The organism is Streptomyces sp. NPDC002513 (assembly GCF_053595355.1).
Window position 1 is genome coordinate 82,592 of the sequence record NZ_JBSFXK010000011.1, and the last position, 16,061, is coordinate 98,652.

Consider the following 16,061-nt stretch of genomic DNA (forward strand, 5'->3'; position numbering starts at 1 on the left):
TGAACGCAGTATCGACATGGGTGCTCCCCTCCGGGGTCACGGTCGGGCGATAGGTCGTCGTCCGGGAGCGCCGTCTCTGAGCCTCCCGAAAGGCACGACCATGCACTTCACTTCTGAGCAACGCCTCGACGACGGCGTCCTCGAACGCGAATTCACCCTCGGTGAGATCCCCGGCATCCTGTGGACGCCCGCATCGGCATCCGCATCCGCTCCGGCGCCGCTGATCCTGCTCAGCCCCCCTCCCCTCGGGCTGCGCAAGACGTACCCCCGACTGGTGGCCCGGGCCCGGCACTCCGCGGCGGACGGCTTCGCCACGGCCACCATCGAGCTCCCCGGAAGCGGCGACCGGCCCCGCCTGCCCGCCGCCGAGCAAGCCCGCGCCGACCTGCGCCGGGCGATGGAGGCCGGAGAGCCGGTCGGCGACGAGATCCACGACGCCCTCATCCTCCCGCTGGTCGACAAGGCGGTCCCGGAATGGCAGGCCGCCCTGGACGCTCTCCTCGCACTGCCCGAGATCGGCGGCCCGGTCGGGTACTCGGGGGGAGTGATCTCCATCGGTGTCCGCCTTGCGGTGGTCGAGCCGCGCATCTCGGCCGCCGTTCTGTTCGCCGGGAGTTTCGTGCCGCGCGCCATGTTCGAGGAGGCCCGCCAGGTCACCATTCCGCTGCACGTCCTGCTGCAGTGGGACGACGAAGGCAACGACCGGCAGGCGGCCCTGGACTTGTTCGACGCCTTCGGTACCAAGGAGAAAACCCTGCACGCCAACATGGGCGGCCACACCGGCGTCCCTCAACACGCCGGGGACGCCGCGGCCCGGTTCTTCACCCGGCACCTGAACTGAGACCGGGCCGGCAGACCCGCCGCAGACGGTAGGCACTGTCGGCCAGGATGCTTGCTCATCGAGGCAACAGGCCCCGCCTCATGGCGGGGCCTGTTGCATGCCGGGACGCCCAGTGGGCGCCCCCCTGCGGGCCGACCTGTCCGCCCCGCCCTGGCTGGCCCGCGCAATCTTCGATGAGAACCGCTTGTCCTGCCTCAGGTAAGTCCGGGCATGGTGGGTTCCTGGCCTGCAGCGCCCGGACTTGGCTGAGACGCTGGACGTCGGTGCGTCTCTCTCAAGTCCGGGCAGCCGTTTCTCAGTGCGTCTGCTGAGTGCCGGAGGGGCGGCCGTAGACTCGCGCGCCATGGAAGAGATCTTCAGGCTTGGTGAGGTCAGCTGTCCGTCGGGGACCCTGGTCGTCGTGGACGGCGGCTATCTGGGGTTGTGGAGCGGTGAGCGGTCGCCGGCGGAGATCGATCCCGCTTTGCTTGGCGTTGACGACCCGGCGATGGCTGCCGAAGTGCTCAACTCGGTCGACTTCGCCGTGGTTGGCCCGGACGCTTCGGCAGCGGTTCGCACCTTCGACCGGCAGCCGGGTGCAATGCTTCATGACATCCCGGCCTCCCGGGCGGCGGAGTTTGGGAGGATGTTCGAAGAGCACTGCCGGGCCGCTGGCCTGGACGCTCGCTTGGAGGCGTTGCCGGGCCGCGAACCGCATGCCCAACGTGTGCGCCGGACTGCCGCTGAAGGCGGCGGCAGTTTCATGATGTTCGGGGTGCCTGTCGTCGCAGTGGGCGGGGTGCCCCGCGACCGTCATCTGCCGGTGCTGGCTTCGCGGGCCGACTTCGGCGACGGTGCCGGGCCGCGCTGGTCAGAGATATCGGTTCGGATGAGCGACGCCCCAGCGGAGTCATCCGTTCTGCTGGGTGACATCGGCGTCGACTGGGCCCGGGTGCTCTTCGGCGATACCGATGCCCTGAATGCCTGGCAGCACGACGAGCCTGTGGACGGCTTGGCCGACGTCGCGTTCTGGGGTGCTGCCGCAGAGGAAGCCGCCGCGACGTTCGCGGCACCGGAACTCGGCGAACCCGGCGAGGACGGTGTCCGCGGGTGGACTGGGCTGGCCGTGGCGGAGGCGATGGAGAAGGCTCGCGCTGTGCAGAGCTGGAAGGAGGAGACCGGACGCCGCATGATGGTGGACTTCCGGCCCCATTCCCATCACTGGCAGGTCATGCGACAGATTCGCGCCTCTGAAGTCGAGGCCGGAACTGTGGACATCGGCGACGCCCGACTGCTCTGCGCGATGACGAGTTGGGGCGACGGCTACTTCCCCGTGTCGGCCGACCTGGATGCGTCAGGCACTGTGGTCGCGGTGCGGGTGAGTTTCTCCGAATTCGTACGCGAAACGTACGAAGAATGTACGCAATCCGTACGCCTCGCGAAGTAGGATGTCGACGGGAGGTGTTGATGTCCGAGTTGTTCGAGGCGGTCGACGCGCTGGTTGCGTCTCGGTCCCCGTTGCCGCTCCCGGAGGAGCGCAAGCGGCTGCGCCAGGCCCATGGGCTGACGCTGGACGAGGTGGCCGGGGCGCTGAAGGTGCGACGGGCGACGGTGTCCGGCTGGGAGTCCGGCAAGACCGAACCCCGGCCGCCGGAGCGGGAGGCCTACGCACGCCTGCTCGAGCAGCTCGCCACGCTGTACCCCGCCCCGGCCGGCACCGCGGCGCCTGCCAGGGGCGCGGCGCCCGAGACCATCGACCGCGCGCCTGCTCCGGCCGAGGAAGCCCGGACTGTGCCCCCGGGCCGGGCGCCCGAGGCCGCGGCCATGACCTCTTCCGAGACCACCGCCCCCCGCCCCGCCGCTGTCCCGTCGGGTCCGGCGGTCGCCGTCGCGCCGTCGTCGCCGTCGCGCCGCCCGGGAGGGAGGCAGGCGACCGCGGCGAGCGCCCCAGCGGTGGGTGCCGACCGGTTCGCACACGGGCCGTTGCTCGTCGTCGACGCCGAAGCCGACCGCCAGGTGACCGGCTACGGCGTCGGCGGTTTGATCCTGGACGTGCCCGCCAAGTCACTGCCCGCGCTGGTGGAGTGGACGCTGAAGGAGGCACGCTTGGGGGCCGAGAAGGTGCACGGCTCCGGCAAGGACGCCGACCCGCTGCTGGTGCTCACCGCCGCCGCCTGCAAGCGGTACGGGCTCCCGCCCCAGCTGGCGGAGTCCGAGCGGCTCGCCGGGCGGCTCCCGGACGGGCACAAGGTCCTCAAGCAGCTGGACCGCGCCGACTGGCAGCTGACGAAGCGCGGGTTCGGGCCGTGGGCGCGGATCTACCGTCCCGCCCGGGGACGGGAGCGGCAGTGCGTGCAGCTGTGCATCCCGTCGTGGAACGCCCTCGACACCCGCACATGGGGCCAGGCCGCACAGCTCGACCCGGCGGAACTCGCACTGCTGCTGGGCACCTACGCGACCCGGGTGATCACGCCGCGGGGCTCGACCGCCGTCACCGGTCTGGAGCTGATGACCGCCCTCAACCCGCCGACCCGCGCGAGCGAGCCGGACGCGAGCGGCAAGCGGCACAAGGAGCACCGGCCCGGCTCACTGGGCGAGCAGCCGATCGACTGCGCGCCGTGCGAGGCACCCGACGGACACCCGCTGCTCGCCGACCTGCCCCGCTTCCACCAGCGGGGACCCGCCGAGATGCTGTTCGAGGAGGCGTACGACTGGGCGCGGGAGCTGACCGATGCGGAGTGCATGCAGCGGTACCTGGTCGGCATCGACGTCAACCTCGCCTTCGGCGCGGCCGCCAACGGCGCGGTCGTCGGACTGGCGACGCCGCCCGTGCACCTCACCCACCCCACCTTCGATGCGACGCTGCCCGGGGCATGGCTGGTCGACCTTTCCCACGTCGAGCTCTCGCACGTGCTGGTCGGCAAGCAGTGGCGGCGACTCGAAGGCGCGTTGTTGCCCAGCCCGTTCACACCGACCGGCGAGCGCCCGACGGGCCCGGCCTGGTACGCGACCCCGACGGTGGCGTACGCGGTGGAACTCGGCTACGACGTCGCTCCGACCGAGGCCTGGGTGCGGCGGGAGAAGGGCAGGTTCCTGGACGGCTGGTACCAGCGCCTGCGCAACGCCTACGTCGCCACCATGGGGGATCTGGGCGTGGGCGAGTCGCTGCCCCCGCAGCAGTTCCTCAAGGCGATGGACGGCTACCGGCAGCGTGACCCGGAGATGGCGATCGTGCTGGACGCCATCAAGTCCACGGTGAAGGGCGGCATCGGCAAACTGCGCGAGCGGGCACGCGGCGGTGGCTGGAAGCCGGGCCAGGCATGGCCGGCCCTCGCGCGGCCGACATGGCGGCCGGACATCCGCGCTGTTGTCATCTCCCGGGCCCGGATCAACATGCACCGCAAGATGGTCGCCCTCGCCGCGGCCACCGGCCGGTACCCCGTGGCGATCCTGTCGGACTGCGCCGTCTACGCCGCCACCGGGCCGTCCCCGCTGGACGTCCTGCCGTATGGCGCCGACGGCAAGACGGTGCCCGGCTCCTTCCGGCTGGGGGTCTCGCCCGGGATGGTCAAGCACGAGGGCACCCAGACCACCCTGTGGGCGGAGGAAGTGCGCGAGAAGCACGGCCAGGTCCTCAACCTCGCGCGGTACATCAAGACGGGCGAGGTCACCGCCAAGGACGACGGAGAGTAGGAGACGAGGGCCGATGGACACCGTCGGAGAAGGCCTCGACGCCGTGCTGCAGAAGGCGTTCACGCGCCCGATCCCGAAGCGGGCGGGCGCCCAGATGCGGTACCTGGTCCGGCAGCTCAAGGGCACCAGGCCGGTGGCCGAGCTGCTCGGCGTCACCCAGCGCACCGTCGAGCGGTACGTGAAGGACCAGATCAAAAAGCCCCGGCCGGAGCTGGCACAGCGTATGGAGCGCGAGGTCAGAAAGCGGTGGCAGCCGCAGATCCGGGCCAAGGCCAAACAGGCCGCGGCCACCACCGGCGGCATCGTCATCGACACCCGCGCCCGGTTCGGCTACACCGCCGCCCCCGGCACCACCGATGACGCCCGGCTGCGCCACCTCACCGTGGCGCTGCCCCCGCAGTACGCCGCCCGCCTCTTCGAGGCCCAGGACACCGGCGGCAGCGAGCAGCAGCTACGGGACATCACGGCCGAGGGCCTCCAGGAGATCTACTTCAGGGACCACGGCCGCCGCGCCCAAGGCCTGCTGGTGGAGTTCACCGACGTGGAGCAGGTGGAGTTCGACCTGTAGGCACACTTCGAGGGAGCGCACCCCAGGCTGCCGGTGTGCCTTACCGGGACTCTTGTGACTGAGCGCTTCAGTTGGCGAGTGAGCCCTTGAGTTGGCGGGGGCCGGCGCTCACGTCTGCGCTGCGCGGAGCGCATGCGGGTAAGGGGCTCGCCGTGCAGGCCGGCGAGAACTACGGTGCTGGGGTGACTGATCTTGAAGTAGTGGCACGTGGGCTGGTTGGCGGCGAACGCTCTTTTGAACAGTTGAGATGCCATCCGCGGCTTCCGCTGGTGGCCTGCTCGGACTCCGAGCGTCCGGCAGTCCACATCTGGGACTGCGGCGCGGGGCAGCTGCGCGAACTCGGCTCCGTGGACGTCACGTCGAATGCCTATGGAGACGCCTTTGGGTGGGAGCGGGCAGAGCGGACGCCCGCTGTCGCGTGGCATCCGTACCAACCACTGCTTGTCGTGACTGGGGAAGACGGACTACGGCAATGGACTCCTGCTGGGGTCTCCGAACCGGAAGGCGTACCAGCCACCGCCTCCTACCGCAGCCTGGCTTTCAGCCCGGACGGGCAGACCCTGTGGGGTTCGCCGTCGTTTCGCGACGAAGGCGGCGGGTGGGAGAGCTCGGACGTCCTTGACCTTGCCTCCGGAACCATCGGTGCCGGACCCCGGTGGGATACAGGAGTCGCGGAGCATCCCGGGGGCGGACTTGTCGCCACGCTCGCCAGCGACCAGGGGGCCACGCACTGCCTTTTCGCGCGCGTCGATCAGGGGACCGCGCCTGCCATGATGCGGCCGCTCCGCCGGGCGCTGATCCTGGACTGTGACGGCTATGAGACTCCGCTCTTCAGCGCGGACGGACGTCATATAGCGGTACGTGGCAACGCGTACGACAACTCGGTGGAGGTGTTCGAGTTTCCTTCGTTGCACCGGGTTCTGGCCACAACCCTGGGCGACCCCAGCCCTGGTTATCCGTACCCGCAGGAGTGGCGTGACCAGATGGAAGCCTGGTCGCGTCACAACATCGCCTTCGGACCGCAACCGGGCGTGCTGTGGATCGCAACGCCCGCGGGGGCGCTGGTCGAGGTGGACCTCGAAACCCGGCAAGCGGTCGAGCACGATGTGCTGACCGGGTCCCGCTTGTCTGCGCTGGCCGTCACGGCGACCGGCGAGCTTCTCGTTGCCGGCAGTGAGGGAGAGCTGGTGCTCTTGTCCGTGCTGACCGGCTCCACGCAGACCCGCACCACAAGCAGGGACGTCTCGAGGGCTGCAGCCATAGCGTTCTTGGAGGCCACCGCCGAGATTCCGGACGACGGCGACGACCTGGAGACGCACCTTGTCCTGACCGACGGAACCCGCACATGGGAAGCAGACGATCTGGCAGCGGTGACCGCGGCCAGCGCAACAGATCCAACCTGGCTTCAACTTCAAGCAGCCATCAACAAGGCACAGGCCCAGAGCGAATAAGCCGTGGAACGCGATGCATCGCCTGCGACGGCGGTGCATCCCCAGGGATGCTGGCCGAAATCGAAATCCCAGCAACGCTTCGCCGCTGAGCGCTTCAGCTGGCGAGTTGGCTACTGGAGCAGGCTGCGTCAACGGCTCGCGTGAGCTGGGCGGCGTAGGCGTCGAGAAGCGGCTTCATCTGCTGGTAGAGGGGGACTTTGTCCTGCCGGATCCAGTGACCGACGGTGAACCGGTCCTGGCTCCATGTCGCGTCGAGCTCGGGATCGTTTTGGGCTTCGGCCGGTTGTGGGGCGAATTGGGTCTCACCGTGGGTGACTTCGGTCCAGATGTATGCCGTGGCGGCGAGGCGTGCGCGGTCGTCGGAGATGTAGCGGGGGCTGGGCCGGCGTTTCAGCTGGTCGGCGATCTGGTGCCATGCGTCTGACGGCAGCGCCCAGTCGGCGAGAAGGGTGCGTCGGTGCCGGTAGTCGATCAGTGGTGAGGAGGCGAGGTCTGCGGCGATCGCGTCCAGTGCTTGCTCGTATGCCTCCGGAGTGCCCTGCCGGCGGGCCCATCTGGCGATGGGCCCGCCCAGACCCTTTCCATCGATGCCGAGTCCGAGGAACTCGGCGGCGTCGACGATGGTCTTCCCGAGGGCTCGTCGGACGAGGAAGGCGGATGTTGTGCGCCGCAGGACCGGCATGCTGAAGGCGACGGTGAAGTCGCCGAGGTGGCGTTCGGCCCACTCCAGGGGGAGGAACGCCGGAACGTGCTGGGGGCCGTAGTCGAGGCCGCGTTGGGGCAGTCGGCTGCCGCCCCTGCCGCTTCGTCGGTGCGTGGAGACCAGGTATTCGGCGGCGTTCTGGAACCTTTCGGAACAGTCATCCCGATAGCGGCGGAATCCGGTGTCCCAGCTGCGGTGACGTTTCGGGGCGATGCCGCTGCGGGTGCGGTTCTCGACTGGTGCGAGTGGGGCCAGCGCAGATCGCAGGTCGGTGGCCGACAGGATGGCGTCGGCGGCGAGGAGGATGATCGCGCAGGCCCGGGCGTCCTGGGGCGGCGTGCTGACATGCAGGGAGTGCGAGGAGTCCTGGCGGGCGGCCAGCACCTGATCGGTGCGGTGGCTGTCGACGTTCTGTGCGGTGGGCCGGGCCTTCGGCCAGGTGATCATGACAAGCCCGCTGACCATCTGGAGATCGGTGAAGTACTCGCTGGCTGTCGCCGCCGGGGTGTCCGGGCCGAGCATGGCGGCGATCTTCTTCTGCAGTGCGGAGAGTGCCTCGGGCAAGGGTTCTGCTGGTCCGGGCGGCTGCCGGTCGAGGCGGGCTCCGCAGAGTTGGGCCGTCCGTTGTGTGCGGCGGGACTCGTGGGCGAGGGGTGCTCGGCACTGGGCGGGGTGGAGTCCGGCGATGGTCGGGCGGGCGATGAGCTGTCCGGGGCGGTCGGTGAGCGGTCGCTGGCATTCGGGACAGAGGTGTTCGAGGAAGCGCTGGTGGTGCTCGCAGGCGAAGATGACGGGCAGTCTCCAGTCGGTCTTCCAGGGGCCGCCGTGGTCCGTCTGCAACGGCGTCCCGTCGCCGGCGAGGCAGCCGGGGCAGTAGCGGGCCGCTGCGGGGAAGAGCCAGTCCAGTGCGGGGATGCGCTTGCCGGCGCGGACGACGTCGAGGCTGTGGGCGATGGGTGGGTAGCGGGGTGCGAGCGGCAGCAGGGTCAGAGCCGTGGCTTCGGCTGCGGTGAGGCGGGTGGCGGCCTGGAAGTCGTTCATTCGCTGGGCCGGCAGTTCGAGGGAGAGGGTGGTGCGGGTGATGGCCTGGGTGTTGGGCTGGTACTCGGCCAGGCCGGTGCGTCGCAGGACCGTGTCCGGGGCGACGTCGAGCCGGTGGGCGAGCCGCATCACGTAGCCGGCCAGCAGTTCGCCGGGCAGCGGGTCCAGACTCCGGGGCAGCGGAGTGATCATCGGGCGCTCTCCTGGGCTGTGCCGAGGGGGCCGCGGTCGTCGAAGACGGTGTTGCGGCCCGGCGGGGCTTGCGAGGGGCGGGTTTTTCCGGGACGGCGGGGACTTCGCCGGCGCCGGCGTCGCGCCGGTCGCTGTCGCGCAGGTCGATGGCGATGCCCTCGAGGAGTTCTTCGTCCAGGCGTTCCCGGCCGGAGTCGATGGCCTCGCGGCAACCGTCTTCGATCAGCCGTTCCAGGAGGCCGACGACGCCGTTGGTGCGGTGGTAGAGGTACTCGGGCATCGTGCCCTCGGTGAGCATGCCGGGGACCGCGTCCAGGAGCCGAAGGCCGCTCTGGACGCCATGCAGGTGCTGGACCCAGGCGGTGATCTGAGGTGCGGTGCTGTAGTGGAAGCGATCCAGCTCGATCAGGTCGAAACGCCGTTCGGTCTGAGTGGCCTCCAGTCCGTGGGCCTTGGCATGCCTGGAGGGCGGGAGCCGCCACTGTCCGGTGGCCGGGTCGTGGCGCCCCTCGCGCAGCAGACCGGAGCCCGGGATGTCGACGCCGACCAGGACCAGGGTGACGTTCATGCTCATGAACGCGCGGATCAGGTCGAGGGTGTCCTGGTCGTCGGCCCGGTGCATGCGAAGCCTCGTGATGTCGTCCAGGATCAGGACCTTGGTGCCGTGGTCCCGTAGGGACGCCGCGACCTGGCGGATCAGATCGGGCAGGTCCATGCGGGGGCCGAGCGGCGCGTCGAAGAAGTTCAGGATCGCCTTGCAGGTGCTCTTCGGCTTCGCGGTCACCGGCGTCTGGACGTAAGCGACCGGGATGTGCAGGTCACGGCTGCCGGGGCGGGCGTCGGGGTTGAGGTAGTCGTTGAGAGCGAGCCACCGTTCCTGGAAGGCGGCGGCAATCTCGCAGACGCATTCGGTCTTGCCCTGGTAGCCGCCGCCGGAGACCATCACCCCGGCCCGGGTAGTGGGCTTGATCTTCAAGGCGTTGGTCTCGATGCGGCCGCTGAGAAGTTTCTCCACCGCCCGGCTCATCGGGGTGTCCAGCAGCTGCAGGTTCGCGTGGGTGGCCGTGCGGTGCAGGTTGTGCAGCATCTTCTTGCGCCGGCTCAGGAGCCCGAAGGCCGCGCGGTCCATCACCGGCGCCGGGACGAACAGCTTGCGGGTGCGGCACCAGTGCTGCCAGCCGACCGCGGTGTCACGGGCCGGAGCAGGGCCTGTCAGGACGAACGGCAGCGTCTCCATCTCGCCTGTCACTGCGGTCCTTCCTGTACCGGCTGAGAAACGGAACCGGCCTCGTCATCGGCGTCGGGCAGCGTGAAAAGCGAGTGCTCGCGCAGGCCGTCGCCGAGGCGGGGCGGTGAGACGAGCGGAGCGGCGACCGCGGCCTCGCGCCGGCGGCGCCGTTCCGCGTCGACGGCCTGCTGGTTCTGGCGGACGAGCTCGGTCGGCCGCGGCGCGACGGGCAGCGGCGTCAGGCCGGCGGGGGCCCTCCGGTCGCGTTCGGCGGCCCGTGCGCGGGCGACTTCACGGGTCCGTTCTGCCCGCTCGGCCTTGGTCATCTGACTCGGCCAGGAGTCCACCGGGGAGCGGGCGCCGATCAAGTCGAGCAGGACGGGCAGGAGTTCGGTGTCGTCGCGGGGCGTCAGCCCGGCCCGGGCGGCCTCGCGCAGGACCTGCTGGACTCGCGCGTCGGAGAACGCGAGGAGGTCCTCGCCGGTGGACAGTCCGTTCCAGGACAGGGTGTGCCACTGCCCGGCGAGCTCGATGAACGCCTGCCGGCAGTCGCGGGGGTCGCGGTGCACGACCCATTTGTCCCGGTGCCGGCCGCTGCGAGGGGAGGGAAACAACCTGAGCTCGCCCAGGACGGGGTCGTCGCCGCCATACCAAAGTCCGCCGATCTTGACCCCGCGACGGCCGTGGATCTTGACGAAGTGCGCGGGCAGAAGGCGGTGGTAGAGGCTCGCGTCCGGGATCTGCAGAGCGATCCCGTCGCGGGCCGCCGCCGTGGCGAACAGAGTGTTCGGGCTGTGCCGACCGCCGGGGTCCCAGGCGGGCGCATACTGGTCCAGCCTGCGGTTTTGCCAGATCCTCACGATCCAGGTAGCCAGCAGATGTTCCATCTCGTCCAGGGTCCAGACCGCGTCGCCCTCCGGGTCGGCACCCCGGTCGGCGACATCCCGCCCGCGGTAGCCGAGAAGCATTTCCAGCAGCAGCGACTGGATTCCCAAGAACGCGCGTTCGCAGGCCGCCTTGTCCTGAGCTCGCATCGCCCTCGCCGGCAGCACCACCATCCCCAGCGTGCGGGCGACCTGCACCAGGTGGTGGTTCTTGTAGACGCTGCCGTGATCGCTGGTCACCGTCTCGGGCGCGAAGAACGGCCGTCCGGCGACCGGATGGCCGGCGAACTCGGTGACCAGCGCGGCCGGGACACCGGGGTAGTGCCATTCCATGTCCGGCGTCCAGTCCGGGCGCATCGGCAGCGGCAGCATCACGTCCCGCAGCAGCATGGCCACCTCGATGGAGGAGTCCGATTCCGGGGTGAGCCGGAAGGCGACCAGGGAGTGCGTGAACGCGTCCAGTCCGAGGGTGAGATCGACGGTGATCGGCTCGCCGAACACGTCGTCGCGCAGCTTCACCGGGAACGGCGTGGTGTCCAGCACCACCACCTGGCCGGGACGGGTGATCGTCACGGTAGAACCGCCGGTGTCCACCGCTGCGGCTGAGCGGAGGTAGCGCTGACGTCCGCTCTCGGGCCCGAACCACTCCTTCCAGACCTTCAACAGCGTCGTGTAGTGCGGGATCTTATTCTCCGCCTCCGTGCCGAACTTCTCCCGCACGAACTGGTGGATCATCCGTTCCTTGGTCTTCATCCCGACCCGGGAACGGTGCAGACACTCCGCGTGGACCGCGTGAATCGCCTCCGCCACCTGCAACGTGATCTTGCGGTGCCCCCGCAGCACGGGGGTGAGACGGCCGTCCGCCAGCCCCATGATTCCCTGCTCAGGCCAGGCTGCAGACCACCGTTGCAGCGTGCGCTCGCTGACCTTCCCCAGACCCAGCTGACGGGCGTCGTCCGGGTGCAGAGCCTTCAGCTCGGCCACTTTGGCGAGCCGCCGCTCGGTCAGTGTGGTCCGCTCCGGGTCGTACTCGGGCCGGGGCTCACCCTCCTGGGGCCAATGCCGGCTGCCGCTGCGGAAGCCGCTCTCGGCCTCCAGGAAGTGGGCCACCCTCAGCCGGAGCCGCTTCTGGTCATCGTCCTTCAGGTCCTCGAACCGGGCGGGCTGCTGCTTGTCATCCATCATGGCCTCCCGCCGGATAGACCCAGGTCGCATCCCCGAACGGCAGAGTCAGGTCGACGGCCATCCGCCGGTGCCAGAGGAGATGGACCGCGTGCGTGCGGGCCACCGCCGGAACGTGCGTCTGATCCACCAGCTCGGCGAACCGCCACGGACGTCGGCCAACCGCAGTCAGCAGCTGCCGCTCAAGCCCGAGCGGATCGGCCATCGGGTGGCGCCGCACCGACAACGCGTCGATCCCCGCCAGCACCTGCCGGCGCCAGCCGGTCACCACCATGTAGCGCCAGCCCGCGGCGGCCGCCGCCTGCGCTGCCGCCGCGAACCGCACCTCGTCCTCCTTGCCGATCAGGCCCCCGGGACGCACGTCCACCAGCCACGAGGCTCCCGCCGCGAGCACGAGGAAGTCCGGAATGTGCGAGCCCTTGCCCTGCGAGGAGGAAAACCGCAGACGGAACGGCTGGGACAGCACCTCGTCGAACCCGCCGACGAAGTCCAGGACCAGCAGCAGCCAGCGTTCGGCCAGGCTCTCGAAGCCGTGTTGCCTGCCGGTCGTCACCAGGCACTCCAGCCCAGGCCGGTGACGCTGACCGGTCCGCCAGGCAAACCGCCGAACCGGCACCGACGCCATCGCCGGCCCCGCCGATTAGGTCCTTCACCGGGACGATGACCTCGGACTTGCCGGTCTTCCACGTCACCGTCCACGTACGCGTCCATCCCGGCCCCAGATCCAGGCACTCGGTGGCCGGCTCGGGCAGCGCGTATGGCAGCGCGAGGTCCTCCACACGGCAGGCGTGGGACCACACCGGACCGGCCGGAACATCGACGACCTGTACGTCACCCATGGCGAGAGCACACCGCAGAGCACGAGCCGTACGCGGGAAAAGGCCCAAAGCAACATCAACAACCGGGCCGTACGGATACCCTGCTCAACTCGCCAAATCAAATGCTCAGTCACAACTCTTCCGGGGAACCGTGCGGTTGCCGGGCGCGCTCTCGGGTGCGGATCGGGGTGGCCGTTGCGGGGGCGGGGTGACTACCGTGTGGCGGTCGGTAAACTCGACCCTCACCCAGGAGAGCAGTATGAAGGCTCGCAGGAGCTCCGCGGAAACATCGACGTACCGCCCTGCACCTGTGCGTGTATTAGCGGCAGTTGCGGCCTTGGGGGCGCTCCTGACGTCCGCGTGCAGCAGCGGGACGAAGGCGCAGCCCATGCCCGCTGCCCCTACCACCACCGCGGCGCCGTCTTCCGCCTCTCCCGCCCCTCCCGCGCATCCCGTCGCAACAGCGGACTCCGACTTCCAGACGTACTGCGCGAAGAGCGGCCCTTCACCACTCCTGACCGGCCAACCGGCTTACGGGGGAAAGGGCCCGCACCCCGTACTCATCGCTGCCCAGGGCGATACGGAACTCATCGCTGTCACCGCTTCCCCGATCCCGTCGGCGGGCTCGTCCATCCCGCCTGACGACACCTATCGCCCCCTTCCGGAGAAGGCGCAGCTTGTCGCCTGCGTTGGCAAGGAGGGCACGGGGCCCCTGCTGGAGACCTGCCGGTACCTTGGCCACGGCGACGACTACATCCGCTACTGGAGGCAAGGCAAATACCGGGTCACCGTGTACGAGGCGAGAAGCGGGCGCAAGATCGGCACCACGCGGATCTCGGGGGCCGATCACTTCAAGTGCGATCCCTCGCTGGTGTTCTTCGGGTCCGAGGACCACACCGAGACCATCCTGACCGAGCCGACGCGCGCCGAGTTCAAGAAGGTCCTGGCCCGTTGGGTTGAGGCAGACCGCTGACGCGGTGAAGGCGGCTTCTGCGGGAGCATCGGGACCGAGAGAGACCGAGGAGGGGCATGGGAACCCGGGGTTGCACGGCCCAGTGGCGCGCTCCCGGACTCGATGGCCGGGTGCTTGGCCGACTCAGTCGGACACGTTTGCCGGCAGCCACGCTGCTCGAAGGGCTGATGGCGACTGGTCGCTGCGCGGTTCGTCGGCTCCGGCGCTCGTGGCCACGTCAGGGGTGCTGTTGGGCGCCCGCCGGGCGGTGAGGCCGGCCGCCAACGGTGGGACCATGCGGGTCGCATCGCCGGCATCGCGTTCACAACGAGTGACGGGTGCCTACTGAGAAAGGCTCACTGCCCGAGCGGTCCCCCAAGAACCTGTCGAGAACACGGGGAGAGCCGCTGCCGCATCATCGGGCCGTCCGCATCCTCAGGGCTTTGACGGACCAGTCGATGACCGGCGCCAGGGGTTCCGGGGCCGGCCAGCAGTTGATCACAGCGAGCAGGCTGAAGTACCGGTCCCTGCGCGGATCGTTCGCGCTTTCCAGACGGTGCAACAGCCAGCCCCGCAGCCGAGCGTCGTCGGGACGGCCGACGGCGAGCGCACACCCCGCAGTGAGTGCCACGACCATGGGATCGGCCTGTGACGAGTCGGGGCTGATGCCGGATGCCACGGCCGCTCCCACAAGTTCGCGGGTGACGGCCACAACGTCCGGGCGTGGCGGAGCGGTGGCACCGTCGGGCAGTTCGGCCGCATGGTCTTCAACCAAGCTCCGCATACCGGCACGAAAACCAGGGTCCTGGGAAAGCTCCGCCAGCTCCATCCATGCGGCGACCTGTTCCTCGGTGGGGTTGTCGGGTAGCTCGGGGGTCATGGAACGCCGGACCGCAGCGTGGCCGGAATGGCCATGACGGCCTTCGAAGATGACGTCGAGGAAGTCATCGATCAACCGGCGCCTCCCGGCTTCGGACAATGTGGCCAGCTGATGCATACGTTCCATCTCCTCAGGGGTGGGCTCGCGCCTGGCCGCGGTGGTCAGCACCGCTCGCCGCAGACGCAGGACGCTGATCTGTACGTTCAGGGCGGCGGCATGCTCCGCGGCGACTTCGCTGAGCGTGAGTTCCTGATCCGCTACACGCCGGATCGCGTCGAGGCCGAGGCCCAGTTCGCGCAGCGTCCGTACGAAGGCCAGACGAGCGACGGCATCCGGGCCGTAGAGGCGGTATCCGGCGGGGGTGCGATCGGCCGGTGTCACGATGCCGCAGTCAGAGTAGAACCGGATCGTCTTGACCGTCAGCCCGGTGCGCCGGGCCAGTTCACCGATCGAGTAAAGGGTGTCGCCGTCCATGACCCCCACCTTCATGTCTCCCCTCGCGGGAGACTCAAGTCTGCGCCTCGACGTCTCACCCCACCCCTTCCCACGCCGCGCGGGGCTCGCAGAAGTGGAAGGGCGAGCCCATCCGCTCCTCCTCCACCATCACGGTGGAGACGAGCAGCTTCCGAACACAGCCCAGACGGAGGTCGGATGTCGGCGGCAGGCACCAATGCCCGTGCTTACCGTCGACAGCAGAGCCGTGAACCCGCAGATGGACTGGTCAGCAGTCCGGGAACGCGTCATCGCAGTGGAGGAGGCCGAGCGTCGAGCATGCGGCCAGGGGTCATCTCCGTACACCGGTTCCCTTCAAAGGAACTACAGCTATTGGTCTTTGCAGGTCTCTGACCCGTCTTGGCAGTCCGCTGATGAGCCCCAAAAGGCTGCCGGCTCGACCTCGCTGAGATGCTCGAGGCGTGTGTCGCGAGGCTGAGGAGACACCTGTGGTTCAGAGGTGACTGATGCCGCATCTGGCAACGATCACCCGTTCTTGCAGCCGGAAACCCAATGCCTGCGTGTGGCGGAACGGGTGCGATGCCATCGAGCGGGTACAGGCGTACGCGCACATCACCGGAGGGACGTGGGATCGCTGTCTGGGCCCGTTACGTCCTGAAGGGGGAAGGCCGTGATGGTGACGCCCAGGGGGATGGTGCCCGGCGCGTGCGGCGGCTGTGCGGCCTCGTGGAGGTCGGCGGCGAGTTCGGCGAGTCGCCGTCGGACGTTCTGCCAAACCTCGGGGGCCACCCACAGCTCGGCGTCGACGGTCACGCCCTCGCTCGCCTCTTGCCGGCGGCCGGCACGTTCCCGGAAGGTGTGTGCCATGGTCTCGGCCAGCATCGTGGTCCCATTGCGCTGGTCCGACAACGGCGTGCCGTGGACGGTGCGGTAGCGACGCTCCCTGCCACCGCGGCGGGTGCGTTCCTCCGCCAGCTCGACCAGGCCCACCGCGTCCAGGCGTCGCAGATGCTGGCTGGCCAGCGCGTGTGAAATGTCCAGCTCGCGGGCGAGTTCGGCGGCCGACATAGGGCCGGGCCACATAAGGCTGAGCATCCGGAGCCGCAAGGGATGGGCGAGCGCGCGCAGTACGGGGTCGGTATCGGTCACGCAAGCCAGTAAAGCGCACGCGGACACCGCTACGACCCCTACCTCCA

General features: G+C 69.4%; 12 protein-coding genes and 1 pseudogene. 7 read left to right on the forward strand and 6 right to left on the reverse strand.

The features are described 5' to 3' along the window. Window positions 1-100 precede the first annotated feature (100 nt). The 5 genes from ACWD5Q_RS10645 (at window position 101) to ACWD5Q_RS10665 (ending at window position 6,532) form a co-directional block, all read left to right on the forward strand. On the forward strand, window positions 101-841 hold the full coding sequence (locus ACWD5Q_RS10645) for an alpha/beta hydrolase (RefSeq protein WP_451426653.1): 741 nt from the start codon (window positions 101-103) through the stop codon (window positions 839-841). Between the two features lie 343 nt (window positions 842-1,184). After that, window positions 1,185-2,267, forward strand: coding sequence for a hypothetical protein (locus ACWD5Q_RS10650; RefSeq protein WP_451426654.1), 1,083 nt, complete (start codon window positions 1,185-1,187; stop codon window positions 2,265-2,267). A gap of 20 nt (window positions 2,268-2,287) precedes the next feature. Further along, window positions 2,288-4,513 (forward strand): telomere-associated protein Tap, encoded by a 2,226-nt coding sequence (tap, locus tag ACWD5Q_RS10655; RefSeq protein WP_451426655.1) that lies wholly within the window; start codon window positions 2,288-2,290, stop codon window positions 4,511-4,513. A gap of 13 nt (window positions 4,514-4,526) precedes the next feature. Then, window positions 4,527-5,081 (forward strand): telomere-protecting terminal protein Tpg, encoded by a 555-nt coding sequence (gene tpg / locus ACWD5Q_RS10660; RefSeq protein WP_451426656.1) that lies wholly within the window; start codon window positions 4,527-4,529, stop codon window positions 5,079-5,081. 182 nt (window positions 5,082-5,263) lie between these two features. Continuing rightward, on the forward strand, window positions 5,264-6,532 hold the full coding sequence (locus ACWD5Q_RS10665) for a hypothetical protein (RefSeq protein WP_451426657.1): 1,269 nt from the start codon (window positions 5,264-5,266) through the stop codon (window positions 6,530-6,532). Between the two features lie 94 nt (window positions 6,533-6,626). On the opposite strand, the gene ACWD5Q_RS10670 is transcribed toward ACWD5Q_RS10665, so the two are convergent. Continuing rightward, the gene (locus tag ACWD5Q_RS10670; RefSeq protein ID WP_451426658.1) at window positions 6,627-8,468 is read right to left on the reverse strand and encodes a TniQ family protein; all 1,842 of its coding nucleotides are present in this window, start codon (window positions 8,466-8,468) and stop codon (window positions 6,627-6,629) included. Between ACWD5Q_RS10670 and ACWD5Q_RS10675 the strand changes: the two genes are divergently transcribed. Then, window positions 8,461-9,144, forward strand: coding sequence for a hypothetical protein (locus ACWD5Q_RS10675; protein ID WP_451426659.1), 684 nt, complete (start codon window positions 8,461-8,463; stop codon window positions 9,142-9,144). The two genes, ACWD5Q_RS10670 and ACWD5Q_RS10675, sit on opposite strands and share 8 nt — an antisense overlap. On the opposite strand, the pseudogene ACWD5Q_RS10680 reads toward ACWD5Q_RS10675, so the two are convergent. The 3 genes and pseudogenes from ACWD5Q_RS10680 to ACWD5Q_RS10690 all read right to left on the reverse strand — a co-directional run. Continuing rightward, window positions 9,064-9,705: pseudogene (locus tag ACWD5Q_RS10680) on the reverse strand (TniB family NTP-binding protein); the annotation flags it as partial. The gene ACWD5Q_RS10675 and the pseudogene ACWD5Q_RS10680 overlap by 81 nt on opposite strands. An 8-nt stretch (window positions 9,706-9,713) precedes the next feature. Next, window positions 9,714-11,765, reverse strand: a complete 2,052-nt coding sequence (locus ACWD5Q_RS10685) for a transposase (protein WP_451426660.1) — start codon at window positions 11,763-11,765, stop codon at window positions 9,714-9,716. Further along, window positions 11,755-12,387, reverse strand: coding sequence for a TnsA-like heteromeric transposase endonuclease subunit (locus tag ACWD5Q_RS10690; RefSeq protein WP_451426661.1), 633 nt, complete (start codon window positions 12,385-12,387; stop codon window positions 11,755-11,757). The genes ACWD5Q_RS10685 and ACWD5Q_RS10690 overlap by 11 nt, the downstream gene beginning before the upstream one ends. Window positions 12,388-12,968: 581 nt before the next feature. Between ACWD5Q_RS10690 and ACWD5Q_RS10695 the strand changes: the two genes are divergently transcribed. Further along, a complete protein-coding gene (locus ACWD5Q_RS10695) occupies window positions 12,969-13,553 on the forward strand; it encodes a hypothetical protein (protein WP_451426662.1) in 585 nt (194 codons plus the stop codon). A gap of 394 nt (window positions 13,554-13,947) precedes the next feature. Here the strand turns inward: ACWD5Q_RS10695 and ACWD5Q_RS10700 are convergent, their stop codons facing one another. Next, window positions 13,948-14,886: a MerR family transcriptional regulator gene (locus ACWD5Q_RS10700; RefSeq protein ID WP_451426663.1), complete on the reverse strand. Its 939-nt coding sequence runs from the start codon at window positions 14,884-14,886 to the stop codon at window positions 13,948-13,950. A gap of 591 nt (window positions 14,887-15,477) precedes the next feature. Further along, window positions 15,478-16,014, reverse strand: a complete 537-nt coding sequence (locus ACWD5Q_RS10705; protein ID WP_451426664.1) for an ArsR/SmtB family transcription factor — start codon at window positions 16,012-16,014, stop codon at window positions 15,478-15,480. Window positions 16,015-16,061: the final 47 nt, after the last annotated feature.

Bases quoted from the DNA above. Each gene is read 5' to 3' on its own strand.
- ACWD5Q_RS10690 (WP_451426661.1), bottom strand. From the start codon at position 12,387: ATGGCGTCGGTGCCGGTTCGGCGGTTTGCCTGGCGGACCGGTCAGCGT.
- ACWD5Q_RS10645 (WP_451426653.1), top strand. From the start codon at position 101: ATGCACTTCACTTCTGAGCAACGCCTCGACGACGGCGTCCTCGAACGC.
- tap (WP_451426655.1), top strand. From the start codon at position 2,288: ATGTCCGAGTTGTTCGAGGCGGTCGACGCGCTGGTTGCGTCTCGGTCC.
- ACWD5Q_RS10670 (WP_451426658.1), bottom strand. From the start codon at position 8,468: ATGATCACTCCGCTGCCCCGGAGTCTGGACCCGCTGCCCGGCGAACTG.
- ACWD5Q_RS10700 (WP_451426663.1), bottom strand. From the start codon at position 14,886: ATGGACGGCGACACCCTTTACTCGATCGGTGAACTGGCCCGGCGCACC.
- ACWD5Q_RS10650 (WP_451426654.1), top strand. From the start codon at position 1,185: ATGGAAGAGATCTTCAGGCTTGGTGAGGTCAGCTGTCCGTCGGGGACC.
- tpg (WP_451426656.1), top strand. From the start codon at position 4,527: ATGGACACCGTCGGAGAAGGCCTCGACGCCGTGCTGCAGAAGGCGTTC.
- ACWD5Q_RS10685 (WP_451426660.1), bottom strand. From the start codon at position 11,765: ATGATGGATGACAAGCAGCAGCCCGCCCGGTTCGAGGACCTGAAGGAC.
- ACWD5Q_RS10695 (WP_451426662.1), top strand. From the start codon at position 12,969: ATGCCCGCTGCCCCTACCACCACCGCGGCGCCGTCTTCCGCCTCTCCC.